Genomic DNA, 14493 nt, shown 5'->3' with positions numbered 1-14493 from the left:
TATAGTAAGATTTTTTAGGGGGGAAGAAAAATGACAAGTTCAAGTAATAAAGCAGCGAGTATTTATGAAGGAACAAATGTAAATGCTGGGGGATTTTTTGAAAACGTTGAAGAAACAAAGTTGTTTGATCCAATTCAAGTTGGAGCTTGGTCTCTTCGTAATCGTATAGTGATGGCGCCGATGACAAGATGCTTTGCAGATAATGAGACTGGAGTAGTTGGTGCTGATGTAGTGGAGTACTACAGAAAACGTGCTGCGGATGGAATTGGACTAATTATTACAGAAGGAATTGTCATTAGTCCGAGAGCAAAAGGAAACCCAGGAGTACCAGGTATTTATACACAAGAACAAATCGATTCTTGGAAACCTGTTACAGAGGCAGTACATAAAGAAGGCGGGACGATTATTGCTCAAATATGGCATGTTGGGCGTATGAGTCATCATGAAATAATTGGTGGTCAAATGCCACAAGCACCATCGGCTATCGCTGCAGAGGGAAATGTTCCACGCTTTCGTAAACCGTTTGATACGCCAGCAGCAATGACGTTAGAAGAAATACAAGAAGTGATCGGTCAATACGCACAAGCTGCGAAAAATGCGATCGAAGCTGGATTTGATGGAGTAGAAATTCACGGTGCACACGGATATTTAATCGATCAATTTACGTATGAGTTTGCGAATAAGCGAACAGATAAATATGGCGGTGATTTAAAACAAAGGTTAACGTTTATGAAAGAAGTAACGGCGGCTGTAATAGAAGCTGTTGGAGCTAATAAAACACTTCTTCGTTTCTCTGCTTTCAAAGGTGATAATCCTACTTATATGTGGGAAGATCCTGAGTTTGCAATTGAAACGTTCATAAATATGTTTAAAGAGGTTGGGTTAACGATGATCCATCCTTCAACGATGAATTATACGCAAGAGATTGCTGATGGAAAGAATTTTCATCAACTAGTAAGAAAATATTGGGATGGTACGATTGTTGGGGTTGGTAATTTAAATCCGAAAGAGGCCGAAGAAGCGTTGCAAGAAGGAACGATTGATGTAGCGGCATTCGGAAGACCGTTAATTGCTAATCCAGACTTTGTTCATCGAATTAAACACGCTGAAAGTTTAGTTGAATATGACGTGAAAGAGCATCTTGCTACGTTAGTATGAATAAAGATAAAAGGAGAGCACATCGAGTGTTCTCCTTTTATTATGGAATTTCATAGGGGGAAGCGGGATGAGTGAAACGCTACTCGTTATTATTAGTATATTACTATTTTTAATGTTGCTTTTAATCGTCTTTTTTATCATTACATTTTTTATAAAAAAACGAACACACCATTCTATTTTAAAATTACATCCATACTTAGGAAGAATGCGCTACTTACTGGAAAAGATAGGGCCTGAATTTCGACAATATTGGTTTGATCATGATACGGATGGAAAGCCTTTCTCACGTTATGATTTTCAAAGTGTTATGTTTTTAGCGAAATATCGCTCTGAAATACTTGGTTTTGGATCAAAACGAGATTTTGAAGCTTCTGGATATTATATTGCTAATACATTATTTCCGATATTAACTGAGGAATTAAGTGTGAATCTCACGCAAGAGCGGGAAGGTAAAAAGTACGTGATTCATAAAGAAGGGTTATTTTCAAGAAGAGAAAAATTAACAGCGGATACAACGAATCTTTGGCTGTACGAAGAAGATGATGCAATTATAGTCGGTGAGAACCGTAAATATCCGTGGAAGCTACATGGCATGTTTGGTGCATCTGCGACTTCTTACGGTGCGATTGGAGAAAATTATATTTTAGCGAGTGGTTTTGGAGCAAAAATGGCAGGCGGATCGTGGATTAATACGGGTGAAGGTGGCGTTATTCCAGAACATTTACATACAGGAGCGAATATCGTTGCGCAAATTGGTCCAGGGTTATTTGGATACCGTGATGAAGACGGTAATTTTTCAATGGGAAAATTCATGGAGAAAGCGAAAGAAAGTAATATTAGAGCATTCGAATTGAAATTTGGGCAAGGTGCGAAAATACGTGGTGGTCATCTAGAAGGACAAAAAGTAAATGCAAAGATTGCTTTTGTCCGGAATGTACGAGAAGGCAAGACAATTAATTCACCGAATCGATTTTCATTTTTAAATAATACAGCAGATACACTTTATTTTATTCAGCGTTTGCAAGAAAACGGCGGTAAACCAGTCGGTATGAAAATTGTAATAGGACAGCAAAAGCCGCTAGAAGACTTATTCAAAACGATGCAAGAGTTAAACATCTATCCAGATTTCATTACAATTGATGGTTCAGAAGGTGGATCAGGAGCAACGTATAAATCGATGGCAGATAGTATGGGGATGCCGCTTATTCCAGCGTTACTAACTTGTATTGATACAGCGAATCATTATGGTGTTCGGGACAAATTCAAAGTGTTTGCCTCAGGGAAATTAATTACACCAGATAAGGTGGCGATTGCTTTAGCAATTGGAGCAGATGCCGTAAATTCAGCACGCGGATTTATGATGGCAAGTGGCTGTATTATGGCGCTTCAATGTAATTCGGGGCAATGTCCATCTGGAGTTGCGACGACAAATCCGCATTATCAAAAAGCGCTAGATCCGTATGAGAAGAAATGGCGCGTAATGAATTATGTTGTTAGTATGAGGTACAGTTTATTCTCACTTGCAGCAGCAGCGGGGGTAAAGAGTCCGCGCCATTTCACGAGAGAGCATATTGTGTTTAAAGATGAGGTGGGACGGATCGTTCCTCTTTCACAATTGTTTCCTACTAGTAAATAGAAAATAAGCTATGTTTAATAGATTAAAAGTCATACATTCGTATGGCTTTTTTCTTTAAAAAATTTTTCTGATAAAAGAATGAAAACAAGGTATGAAAAAATGACGTTTTATTTCCTGAATATTTTTACTTTAATTTATTTTAAAACCCGGGTAATCCACTGGGATAAAGGCGTTTATAGAGGTTTTCACATGTAGTGAAAAGGGCTTGTTCACTTGAAAGAACAAAAAATGTTTGGTAAGGTAGGGAACCATAAGCGAAAACAAGAAAATAGAAAAAGTCATTTTTCGAAATTTTGAATGGCTTATGTAACTAAGGGAGAGATTCGGTGAAGATTGAGATTATGGTTTCGCTTGCTATTTATATGGCAGGTATGTTGTATATCGGTTATTGGTCTTATAAGAAGACATCCGATTTATCAGATTATATGTTAGGCGGGAGGGGACTCGGTCCAGCAGTTACAGCTTTATCAGCTGGTGCTTCTGACATGAGTGGTTGGATGTTAATGGGATTACCTGGTGCGATGTATGCAACAGGATTATCAAGTGTATGGATTGCGATAGGTTTATTAATAGGTGCGTATGCAAACTATTTAATCATTGCCCCGCGTTTACGAACGTATACAGAAGTGGCAAATGATTCAATTACGATTCCAGACTTTTTAGAGAATCGGTTTAAAGATCGTACGAAAATACTTCGTTTTGTCTCCGCTGTCGTCATTTTAGTATTTTTCACATTTTATGCGTCGGCTGGTTTAGTTTCGGGTGGACGTTTGTTTGAAAATTCTTTTAACCTTGATTATAAAATTGGTTTATTTGTAACTGTCGGTGTCGTTGTTGCGTATACACTATTTGGTGGCTTTCTAGCCGTAAGTTGGACGGACTTTGTGCAAGGTTGTATTATGTTTATTGCGCTTGTACTAGTGCCAATTGTTGCCTTTACGGATGTCGGTGGTATAACAGAAACATTTAATACCATTAAGCAAGTCGATGCATCGCATTTAGATATGTTTAAAGGAACCACAATACTTGGTATTATTTCATTTTTAGCATGGGGCCTTGGATATTTTGGTCAACCACATATTATTGTCCGCTTTATGGCAATTACCTCTATTAAAGATTTAAAAACTTCTCGTAGAATCGGTATCGGTTGGATGACGATTTCAATTATAGGTGCAATGCTTACTGGTCTAATTGGTATCGCCTATTATGCTAAAAATAATACGACATTACAAGACCCAGAAATGGTCTTTGTAACATTCTCAAATATTTTATTCCATCCGTATATTACAGGATTTTTATTATCAGCTATTTTGGCTTCGATTATGAGTAGTATTTCCTCACAATTACTTGTTATTTCAAGTGCAGTAACGGAAGACTTTTATAAAACATTTTTCCGTCGTAACGCAAGTGACAAAGAACTTGTATTTATCGGTAGATTATCAGTATTAGTAGTAGCTATGATCGCAGTTGTTTTAGCGTATCATCCAAGTGATACAATTTTAACACTTGTCGGTTATGCTTGGGCTGGATTTGGTTCAGCATTCGGACCAGCCATTTTATTAAGTTTATATTGGAAAAGGACAAACAAATGGGGTGTTCTTGCAGGGATGATTGTTGGTGCAGTAGTTGTTATAGCATGGGTACAAATTCCAAGTTTAAAAGCAATTATGTATGAAATGGTGCCTGGATTCTTCTGTAGTTTATTAACTGTTATCGTTGTAAGTTTATTAACGAAAGAACCCGTTAAGGCAGTTCATCGTGAATTTAATGAGATGGAAGCAGTACTGGAAGAAGAAAAGAAATGATTTGCAAAAAGAGTAAACGGTGAATAGCGTTTACTCTTTTTACATGTAAAATGAAAGTAAGGACTTATTGACAATGAAAAATAAGTAACTTATAATAAATCTTAAGTTCGAGATAAAGAATGTTCATAATAAAAATTTATTATGGTTATAAATCGAACAAATATTTTTTACGAATTATCTTGAATTCAAGATAATTCAATAGATTAGACACCGATACGTAATTTTGTAATTAATATCTCGAATTCGAGATAAAATTATAATGACGGATTTTACTTTGTAGCATGGACAAAATTAATAATGAATTTAAATGTAAAAGAATTTTTATAATGAAATAAAAAAGGAGTGGAAGAAATGGAAAAGAAAACAATGGGAATCCATCATATTACAGCGATTGTAGGGCATCCACAAGAAAATGTAGATTTTTATGCTGGTGTATTGGGGTTACGTTTAGTGAAACAAACAGTGAATTTTGATGATCCAGGTACGTACCATCTTTATTTTGGAAATGAAGGAGGAAAGCCTGGAACAATTATTACGTTTTTCCCATGGGCAGGTGCTCGTCAAGGTATTATTGGAGATGGTCAAGTAGGAATTACGTCTTACGTTGTACCAAAAGGTGCAATGGAGTTTTGGGAAAATAGATTAGAAAAGTTCGATGTTTCGTATACAAAAATGACTCGTTTTGGAGAGCAGTATTTAGAATTTGATGATCCGCATGGTTTGCATATAGAATTAGTTGAAAGAGAAAAAGGCGAATTAAATAATTGGAGTTTTGGAGAAGTTACACCAGAAGTAGCAATTAAAGGGTTTGGAGGTGCTGTTCTTTTATCTACACAGCCTCAAAAAACAGCTGAATTGTTAGAACATATTATGGGTCTTGAGAAAATTGGAGAAGAGGGTGAATTTGTTCGATTCCGTTCTTCTGCTGACATTGGAAATATTATTGATTTGAAATTATCAACAATCGGTCGTGGCCAAATGGGCGTTGGCACAGTTCATCATATTGCCTGGAGAGCGAGTGACGATGCTGATCAGCTAGACTGGAAAGAGCATGTGTCGCGTTTTGGATATCACGTAACTCCTGTACAAGATCGAAATTATTTTAACGCGATTTATTTTAGAGAACATGGTGAAATCTTATTTGAAATTGCAACAGATCCTCCTGGTTTCGCTCATGATGAATCGTTAGAGACGATGGGTGAGGAATTAAAGTTACCGGAACAATATGAACAACATAGAAAACAGATTGAACAAACGCTTTTACCATTTGAAGTGAGAAATTTAGATTAAAGTGATTGAAGGGGGAACAGGATTATGATGAAACATGTTTTTCAAAAAGGAAAAGATACGTCAAAACCAGTGTTGTTATTACTTCATGGTACAGGTGGTAATGAATTAGATTTACTACCACTTGCAGAAATAGTTGATCCGGAAGCGTCGGTATTAAGCGTTAGGGGAAATGTGTTAGAGAATGGGATGCCGCGTTTCTTCCGCCGATTAGCAGAGGGCATTTTTGATGAAGAGGATTTAATTTTCCGTACGAAGGAATTAAATGAATTTTTAGATGAAGCGGCTAAAGAATATAAATTCGATAGAAATAACATTGTAGCTATCGGTTATTCGAATGGGGCAAATATCGCAGCAAGCTTATTATTCCATTACGAAAATGCATTGAAAGGTGCTGTACTTCATCACCCAATGGTACCAAGAAGAGGAATGCAATTAGCAAATTTAGCAGGTAAATTTGTGTTTATTGCTGCTGGGACAAATGATCCAATTTGTTCATCAGCAGAGTCAGAGGAATTGAAGATACTATTAGAAAATGCAAACGCGAATGTAACAATGCATTGGGAAAATCGAGGGCATCAATTAACGATGGGTGAAGTAGAAAAAGCAAAAGAGTGGTATGACAAAGTATTTTAAAAAAGAAGCATCTGCTAACGATTAGCAGATGCTTCTTTTTTATTTAAGACTGGATTGCAAGATGGGATGAAGAAAGTGGTAGCTCAATATCAACAATTGTACCTTTATTTAATTCGCTTGAAATGTGTAATTTACCATGATGTTCTTCAATTATTTTGTAACACATCATTAATCCTAGTCCTGTGCCTTTTTCTTTTAAACTATAAAAAGGTTCGCCTAGACGGGAGATACGATCTTCTGGAATGCCACAACCTTCATCGATAATTCGTATTAAGATGAAATTATCCTCTAATGGTTTTGTTTGGATGAAAATATTTCCGCCATTTGGCATCGCTTCTATCGCATTTTTTAATATGTTTATAAAAACTTGTTTTAATTGGTTGCCGTCACATTGAATATCATATACGTAATCAAAATGATCCATGATGATATGAACGCTATGCATAATTGCAGTCGGTAAAATAAATGTAACTACCTCTTCAATTAAAGTTTGTATGTTACAAGTTTGGATAGATAATACTTGTGGCTTAGACATCGCCATAAATTGACTCGTGATGGATTCCATTTGTGAAATCTCACTTAACATAACATCGATATACCATTTTTGCTCCTCATTTATTTCAGGGAGGAGCAATGTTAGAAAACCCTTTAGGGAAGTGAGTGGATTTCGAATTTCATGGGCAATTCCAGCTGTCAGTTGTCCAACTACTGCGAGTTTCTCAGATTTTCGTAGTAACTTTTCAGTTTCTTTTAGCTCAGTAACATCTCTCCCCATCACGATAAGACCTTTGCGAGAACCATCAGGATGATAAAGCGGAACTTTTGATATACTTAAGATTAGATCGAAATCATCTCTATGTATAATAAATTCCTCGCCATGAAGAATTTGTCTTTGTTGCCATGCTAGTTCATCGATTTCTTCACAATGTAAAAAAGCTTCTCGGTATGCTTCATTATATTGAATGAGTTCGCTATCTTTTTTCCCGTGGTAAGGTACATGATGGAAGTTGAAGCAAGAAAGTGCGTAGTCATTTGCCTCAAGCCAGCGCCCTTCATGATCTTTAAATATAACAAACGCAGGCATGGAGTTTACTAATGTACGTAATCTCTTCTCACTTTCTTTTAGCATATTCTCAATTCTTTCTGATTTTTCAAGTGGCTTCATAATAGCGTATACACCAGTAAGACGATTTTGAACAAAAATAGGAACTAGTTTTGTCACAACATCTAATAAGAATCCATTTTTATGATAAATAGATAAGATATACTCTTGTTGATTATCCGCTTCAGTATTCTTTATATTTTGTAATACTTGCTCAGAAATATGGGCTCCTAAAATAGAGGTAATATTTTTCTGTTCTAATTCTAAAGAAGTGTAACCTAATATTCTTTCGGCAGAAGGATTTATATGTAGAATAACTCCTTCTAAATTTAATGAAATAATACTATCAGGATTATGTTCGAACAGAGATGCGTACATTTCTGTTAATGAACGATCTTGTATATGGTTTCGCAAACGTCTAGAAATGTTCGGATGACGTTTTTTTTGAGTTGGTGAATATTTTTTACGACTCATAATAGTTCCTCCGTACAAATAGCATCTAAAAAGATTTGTCTATTCATAACTATAATATAGATGTGATGTGTATTTCTATAAAAAATGGAAGTTATAGAATAAATTTTGTTTTTTTATTTTTTTTGCAAAGTGAATGCAGGATGGTAATAAGGGGAGCTTATATTGTTTTATAACCCTTTTGTAAGTTACAGACGGCTGTTTTCCGTATAACATTAGGGTAGAGGAGGGGGAGAGAAAATGAAAAATTATATTCAAGGGATTGATCACGTGCAAGTAGCTGCACCTGTAGGGTGTGAAGAAGAGGCGCGTGATTTTTATGGGAATAAGGTTGGTATGGTAGAAATTCCAAAGCCAGAAGAGTTGAAAAAACGAGGTGGATGTTGGTTTAAATGTGGAAATCAAGAAATCCATATTGGTGTCGAGCGGAACTTTACACCAGCTAAAAAGGCTCATCCAGCTTTTTATGTGAATGAAATTAATGAATTTAAGCAAACACTTATAGAGCAAGGTGTAAAAGTGATTGATGATTATGCACGACCAGATGTAATTCGATTTTACGTATCAGATCCGTTTGGAAACAGAATTGAATTTATGCAAAATAAAGACTAGGTGTATTCCCACCTAGTCTTTAACTTCTTCTGAAAAGTCCTAACACTTCTACAGTTTCTGTAATATTAACGAATGCATTCGGGTCAATTTCAGAAATTGTAAGTTTCATACTTGCTAATTCTTCACGAGAAACGACCGTCATAAGTACACGCTTTTTCTCGCTTGAATAAGCGCCTTCGCCATCAAGTAACGTTATTCCACGTACAACAGTTGAAAGAAGCTGTTTTTTCATTTTTTCTGCTTCATTTGTTACAATCATAAGTGTAACTTTACGATGTTTTGTATGAACAGCATCAATTACTTTACCAGTTACATAAATTGAAAGTAAGCTTGTAAGTGCAACATCCCAAGTGAAGAAGAATCCTGCGATTATTACAACGACTGCATTTAAAACAATAAGGAATCCGCCAAGTTTAATGTCTCGCTTGCGGGATAAAAGCATACCGATAATATCAAATCCACCAGTGGATCCATTACAGTTAAAAACAAGACCAATACCAGCTCCGGCGATGACACCTCCGAAGATAGAAGATAACAATGGATCTGTTGCTACGACTTTTACTGGAACGTAGTATAATGCAACAGATAATACAACTACAGAGACAACTGTGTTAAAAATTACTTTTTTTCCAAGGCCTATGTAGCCTAAAATAAGGATAGGTAAGTTTAATACAAAGTTAATAATGCCTGTGTTTACAGGGGTTACAATCCCTAAAATAATAGCAATTCCGCCAATTCCACTACTTAAAATTTTGTGGGGGATAAGGAAAAGATTAAAGGCAACCGCAATAATAATAGAACCGATAATAACACCAAGGAATCTGACCATTTCTTTCCCGTCCTTCACTGAAAAATTCATATTATTTCAAGATTATATATGATATTGAAAGTTTTGGGTAAAAACAGTTTATTTTGGTAAATTAGATTAATCAAAAGAATTTGAGTATTTTATCATTTGAAAGGGGATACAGTTGTGAAGATAAAAACCTATCAACAGAAAAGCCCGTTGAAGCAAGAATGTGAGGATTCTTATTTTTGTAATAAAGAAAAAAAGATTTATGGTGTATGTGACGGTGCAACACCACTTGTCCCGTTTCGTGATGAAAAGGGACATAATGGAGCATACATCGCTTCGCATTTATTTGCAAGTTATTTTACTGCATTACGAGAGAATCATAGTTTACAATTTGCAGTTGCTAAAGCAAATGAAGCATTGCAAAGCAAAATGTTAGAATATGAAGTAGACACGGGAAAAAAAGAGCATTTGTGGTGCACATGTATCGCGGCAGTTCAAATAGTTGGTGAGAAAATTGAATATGCACAATTAGGGGACTGTATGATTGTCGCAACTTTTCAAAATGGAACGATGCAAGTATTAACGAAAGACACAGTTGAAGGAATTAGTAAACGAGCAAAAAGGAAGAGGGAAGAAGATCGTAAAAAAGGGTTATCTGTACCAGAAGAATATGTTTTTCAAGATGTGCGAGAACAGTTAAAATACAATCGTTATCTTGCAAATATGCCAAATGGTTATTCAGTTGCAAATGGAATGAAAGAAGCGATACATTATTTACAACATGGTGAATTACATATAGATGAAGTGAGTGGAATTTTTATTTGTTCAGACGGGTTATTCCACCCAGATTGGTCATTAGAACAAACTGTTGCATATATAAGAAAGAATAGTATAAACGAATATGTAGCAATCATTGAAGAGCTAGAAGCGGAAAAGAGAATAAGGCCAGATGATAAAACGATTATTATGATTGATTTTTAAGAGGAGGCAGTTCAAATGGAAATTAAATGTGTCAATCTAACATTTCAAGATGAATTAGTTCCTTTAGAAGAAGTAAATCAACTGATTATTCACCATACAGCTGAAGATGGATGGGACGTGTATAAAACGCATGAATTTCATCAAAAAGTACGGGGGTGGAGCGGGATTGGTTACAATTATTTTATTGAAGAAGATGGAACTGTAGTGGAAGGACGAGGTTTACATATTGGAGCGCATGCGAAAGACCATAACCGTTATACAATTGGAATATGTATGACGGGAAATTTCGATAAATACGATCCAACTCCTGCACAAGTGAATGCATTATATTCTTTATGCAAAATGTTTATGAAGCAATTTGCTATAAAGGAAAAAAATATACTAGGTCATAGGGAGTTAGAAGGAGTTACAAAAAGCTGTCCTGGTAATCGTTTTTCTATGGTAGAGTTAAGGAAGATATTATCTTAAATATAGAGGAGTAACAACGATGATGAATATAAAAATACCAAATGATAAAAAAGAAGAGCTTGTAGCGCAAATTCAGCAATTTTTCATGGAAGAAGATCTAGATGAAATTGGACGTTTCCAAGCAGAGCGTTTAATAGAAGAAATGATTAAATTAGTTGGACCATTTGCATACAATCAAGCAATTGGAGATGCAAGAAAGCTTGTAAGTGAGAAATTAACGAATATCGAAGAAGATTTATACGTGTTAGAGAAGAATGAAGGGAAATAAAAAAAGAGCCGATGGGCTCTTTTTTATTTTTCTTTCTTATGTTCCTTATATTCATGTACTTTTTCTTTCACATTACCAACTGTATCTTTGGAGGTGCCTTTCACCTTATCCCATTTTCCTTCAGCTTGTAATTTCTTATTGTCAGTTACTTTCCCGACAACTTCTTTTACTTCACCTTTTACCTTATCAATGGCACCTTCTACTTTTTCTTTTAAACCATGATCATGTTTAGTCATACATTTCTCCTCCTTGTAGTTTGATTAGAATTCTCTTTTCATATTGCAAGTTGAATGATGTATCTAGTAATAGCGTAACAAATCTAGTTGGAATATTCAAATGATTAATAGGATAGAAAAGGAATTGTCATAAAATGTTTAAAAATGTAACGGAAGGAGAAAGAAAGTAAATTATAATATGTCTTTTGCGGTCCATATTGATTTTGTATAAGCAATTTTCATATGGGCCCGTTCCATGTTATTTTGACTGCGGCTACCAAAGCGGGCTTGGCCAACTATTAAATGACAATTTGTCGCTATAGCTTTTTCTATTCTTTTTTGAATTAATGCAGTATGACAGCCGTTACGTTGAAATTCTGGCAAAGTAGCAGAAGCAGCTAATGATGCGACACCCTTATTTATATACAGGACACCAATACCAGCAGGGATATTTTGAACTTCAGCTATGAAAAAATGCCATCCTGGTTCATTGTAAAGAATTTCATTATTTTGGCGCACACCATCTGTTGTAAAGGATGGCATATTAAATCCACGTACATAAATGTCTGCAAAAATATCAAAATCATTTTCTTTTAGTTTTCGTATTGTAATATTAGAAGGAAGAAGTGATGAACCCTCTCTCGGTATACTATACAAAGCAGTATGGAAGCTAGATTGATAAAACCCTTTTTGAGATAAGTATTGAAATAATTCAGTTGTACCTTGTGCTGGGGTAATTTCAAAACGACAAGTGATTTGTAGTGATTGATAATAAGAGATAATTTCATCTAACTCATCTGTATTTGTAAATGTAATACCTTTTACCGTATTAAAAGCAGGACCAGCAATTATTTTTGATGAAAAGGCAGTGGCACTACCGAATTTTTTCATTTGCACTTGCATTGGGTTTCCGCTCATTGTTTGTAGTCTCTCTAATTTAGAAGAGAGCATATCAATTTCTGCATTTTCAATTTCTGTTGCCATATCGAGTGTCATAACAGTAGTCATAAAATTCCTCCGTTAATAAATATATTTCATAGTACATATACGATTTTTGTTTTGAGATTCCTGTTGAAATGTGAGAGAATAAGAGGTTTTTTGGAAGGGAAATGGAAGTGAACTGTCGAAGGGAGTAGAAACAGATTAAAGGTGGTGCTCTCATGAAACAAAAAGCCGTGCAGACATGCTCTAATTGTGGTTCTCAAAATATAGGAGAAGGTGAGTTTGTCGGATATGCACAAATACGGAAAAAGGAAACGATGTTCACATCTTCGCCGGTGGATGCTTATATTTGTACAGATTGTGGGAATATCCTTTTATTAAAGGTAAGGAATTATGAAAGGTTTAAACAGAAACCGTTATGATTATTGAGAAGTGGTCATATCCAACTTTGTATACGAAACGACTTATGTTAAGGAAAATGAATATGAGTGATAGTTTACATATATATGAGTATGCTACAGATAAAGAGATGACAACTTTTACTGTATGGGATGCTCATCGATCGTTATGTGACACATATAACTATATAGAAGAAATTGTGGGTCAGTACAATGGAGGGCAAGTAGCACCTCTTGGAATTGTATTAAAAGAGGAAAAAAAACTTATAGGCACGTGTGGATTTATAAAATATGATTTGGTCACACATACAGCAGAAATTGCATACGCCTTATCTCGAAAATATTGGGGAAGAGGATTAGCTACGGAGGCTGTGTTAGCTTTTTCTACTATGGTTTTCATGAATTGCATCTTAATAGTATTGAATCGGGATGTGATTCAGAAAATGAAGCATCTGAAAAATTAATGAAACGTTTGAATATGGAGTACAAATATACAATTCAGAAGGATATGTTTATTAAAGGTAAGAATCGTGATACAAAAAGGTATTTTATATCTAGAGAAAGATATATGAATCAATGAAATATCTTACATTGAAAACTCCTTTAAATGAATTAAGGAGTTTTTTTATTTTGATAACAACAAATGGACTATTAGGAAGCGCTATTTTTATTAACGTTCTAAGTATAGAAAAAAACGCTATATAACACAATCGCAACCGTAAGTTGACAAAGTGCAACCGCAGGAAGATAGAGATAAGAGCAATGTTTACATACAATTTAGGTAAGAAAACAAAGGAGGACACACATATGGGATTTGGTGAAAAGCTTTTTAAATTAAGAAAGGAAAAGGGCCTTTCTCAAGAGGCGTTAGCTGAAAAATTAAACACAACAAGGCAAGCGGTTAGTAAATGGGAAAACGATCAAGGTTTTCCTGAAACTGAAAAGTTAATAATGATTGGAAATGTATTTGAAGTATCACTCGATTATTTATTAAAAGAAACTGCTGAGCAAAGTAATGAAAATCTGGAGGGCTATTACGTAAGTCAGGAAATGGCAGAAGGGTATGTAGTGTATGGACAAAAAATTTCTAAATATATTGCGTTAGGATTTAGTTTGCTTATTTTATCTACAATACCGTACTTATTGTTTAAAGAAAATGCGACAATGTCTACGTTTCTTGTCATTATCATTGCAGTGCTTGGGATTGGAGCAATGATGGCATCTGTAACGATAGAAGAGAGTCGATACAATGTATTGAAAAAGGAAGAACTACTATTTGATCAAAACTTTCTAAAAGAATTGACCAAAAGATATGCGACTATTAAGAAGAAGTATACGGCAGTAGTGATCGTTGGATTTTGTTTTATTGCAGCAGGAGCGATACCGTTTTTATTTGAGAAAAAACGAATTACCTCAGGAGAACTCGTACAGTATTATCCTTATTGTGTTGTACTTATTGCTATCGGAGTTTATCTTTTTGTTCGTGTGTTAGGGGTGTTAGAGACGTATCGGATTTTAGTAGAAAATAAGGAATACAGTAATCGTTTTATTTTTAAATTGAAAAAGAAAGTAAGGAAAAAGGTAGATAGTTTATAAAAAATAAAAAACATGTTTCGAATCAATGTATTCAAAACATGTTTTTTATCGTTCTGAATTATTTCCAAAGGAATAATTCAGAAAATACAGAAAAATATCGTAATCATTTGTAGAAGTCTGTT

General features: G+C 35.0%; 15 protein-coding genes and 1 pseudogene. 12 read left to right on the top strand and 4 right to left on the bottom strand.

Features of this window, described 5'->3' with window-relative positions:
* The first annotated feature begins 30 nt into the window (after nucleotides 1–30).
* The 5 genes from NST86_RS18425 (at nucleotide 31) to NST86_RS18405 (ending at nucleotide 6522) form a co-directional block, all read left to right on the top strand.
* Entirely contained in the window at nucleotides 31–1158 is a 1128-nt protein-coding gene (locus tag NST86_RS18425; RefSeq protein WP_000204587.1) for an alkene reductase, read from the top strand.
* 67 nt (nucleotides 1159–1225) lie between these two features.
* Nucleotides 1226–2794: a glutamate synthase-related protein gene (locus tag NST86_RS18420; RefSeq protein WP_227593180.1), complete on the top strand. Its 1569-nt coding sequence runs from the start codon at nucleotides 1226–1228 to the stop codon at nucleotides 2792–2794.
* A 326-nt stretch (nucleotides 2795–3120) separates the two neighbouring features.
* Nucleotides 3121–4599, top strand: a complete 1479-nt coding sequence (gene putP / locus NST86_RS18415) for a sodium/proline symporter PutP (protein WP_000687597.1) — start codon at nucleotides 3121–3123, stop codon at nucleotides 4597–4599.
* Between the two features lie 351 nt (nucleotides 4600–4950).
* Complete coding sequence (locus NST86_RS18410; RefSeq protein ID WP_000412731.1) at nucleotides 4951–5889, top strand: ring-cleaving dioxygenase; 939 nt, start codon at nucleotides 4951–4953, stop codon at nucleotides 5887–5889.
* Between the two features lie 24 nt (nucleotides 5890–5913).
* Complete coding sequence (locus NST86_RS18405) at nucleotides 5914–6522, top strand: alpha/beta hydrolase (protein ID WP_000975483.1); 609 nt, start codon at nucleotides 5914–5916, stop codon at nucleotides 6520–6522.
* 43 nt (nucleotides 6523–6565) lie between these two features.
* On the opposite strand, the gene NST86_RS18400 is transcribed toward NST86_RS18405, so the two are convergent.
* Nucleotides 6566–8098, bottom strand: a complete 1533-nt coding sequence (locus NST86_RS18400; RefSeq protein WP_000087656.1) for a BA3702 family sensor histidine kinase — start codon at nucleotides 8096–8098, stop codon at nucleotides 6566–6568.
* Between the two features lie 237 nt (nucleotides 8099–8335).
* Between NST86_RS18400 and NST86_RS18395 the strand changes: the two genes are divergently transcribed.
* On the top strand, nucleotides 8336–8707 hold the full coding sequence (locus NST86_RS18395) for a VOC family protein (protein ID WP_000800770.1): 372 nt from the start codon (nucleotides 8336–8338) through the stop codon (nucleotides 8705–8707).
* A 19-nt stretch (nucleotides 8708–8726) separates the two neighbouring features.
* On the opposite strand, the gene NST86_RS18390 is transcribed toward NST86_RS18395, so the two are convergent.
* Complete coding sequence (locus tag NST86_RS18390; protein ID WP_000251347.1) at nucleotides 8727–9536, bottom strand: YitT family protein; 810 nt, start codon at nucleotides 9534–9536, stop codon at nucleotides 8727–8729.
* Nucleotides 9537–9662: 126 nt separating this feature from the next.
* Between NST86_RS18390 and NST86_RS18385 the strand changes: the two genes are divergently transcribed.
* The 3 genes from NST86_RS18385 to NST86_RS18375 are packed head-to-tail and all read left to right on the top strand — an operon-like array spanning nucleotide 9663 to nucleotide 11220.
* Nucleotides 9663–10484, top strand: a complete 822-nt coding sequence (locus NST86_RS18385; protein ID WP_002000458.1) for a protein phosphatase 2C domain-containing protein — start codon at nucleotides 9663–9665, stop codon at nucleotides 10482–10484.
* A gap of 15 nt (nucleotides 10485–10499) precedes the next feature.
* Nucleotides 10500–10952: a peptidoglycan recognition protein family protein gene (locus NST86_RS18380; protein WP_227593181.1), complete on the top strand. Its 453-nt coding sequence runs from the start codon at nucleotides 10500–10502 to the stop codon at nucleotides 10950–10952.
* A 19-nt stretch (nucleotides 10953–10971) separates the two neighbouring features.
* Nucleotides 10972–11220: a DUF2164 domain-containing protein gene (locus NST86_RS18375; protein ID WP_000981064.1), complete on the top strand. Its 249-nt coding sequence runs from the start codon at nucleotides 10972–10974 to the stop codon at nucleotides 11218–11220.
* 23 nt (nucleotides 11221–11243) lie between these two features.
* On the opposite strand, the gene NST86_RS18370 is transcribed toward NST86_RS18375, so the two are convergent.
* Both NST86_RS18370 and NST86_RS18365 read right to left on the bottom strand, forming a co-directional pair.
* The gene (locus NST86_RS18370) at nucleotides 11244–11456 is read right to left on the bottom strand and encodes a CsbD family protein (protein WP_000160416.1); all 213 of its coding nucleotides are present in this window, start codon (nucleotides 11454–11456) and stop codon (nucleotides 11244–11246) included.
* A 171-nt stretch (nucleotides 11457–11627) separates the two neighbouring features.
* Nucleotides 11628–12443, bottom strand: coding sequence for a GNAT family N-acetyltransferase (locus NST86_RS18365; protein WP_000214347.1), 816 nt, complete (start codon nucleotides 12441–12443; stop codon nucleotides 11628–11630).
* 152 nt (nucleotides 12444–12595) lie between these two features.
* Here NST86_RS18365 and NST86_RS18360 point away from each other — a divergent pair, with 152 nt between their 5' ends.
* The 3 genes and pseudogenes from NST86_RS18360 (at nucleotide 12596) to NST86_RS18350 (ending at nucleotide 14371) form a co-directional block, all read left to right on the top strand.
* Entirely contained in the window at nucleotides 12596–12799 is a 204-nt protein-coding gene (locus NST86_RS18360) for a hypothetical protein (protein ID WP_000810193.1), read from the top strand.
* Nucleotides 12796–13355, top strand: a pseudogene (locus NST86_RS18355) (GNAT family N-acetyltransferase). Before NST86_RS18360 ends, NST86_RS18355 begins: the two are co-directional and overlap by 4 nt.
* A gap of 227 nt (nucleotides 13356–13582) precedes the next feature.
* Nucleotides 13583–14371 carry a helix-turn-helix domain-containing protein gene (locus tag NST86_RS18350; protein ID WP_227593182.1) on the top strand — a complete coding sequence of 263 codons (789 nt, stop codon included), beginning with the start codon at nucleotides 13583–13585 and terminating at the stop codon, nucleotides 14369–14371.
* Nucleotides 14372–14493: the final 122 nt, after the last annotated feature.

Source organism: Bacillus sp. FSL L8-0199 (assembly GCF_038005705.1).
Lineage (GTDB): Bacteria > Bacillota > Bacilli > Bacillales > Bacillaceae_G > Bacillus_A > Bacillus_A cereus.
The sequence above is the reverse complement of the archived record's forward strand: the minus strand, read 5'-3'. Positions and strand labels throughout refer to the sequence as shown.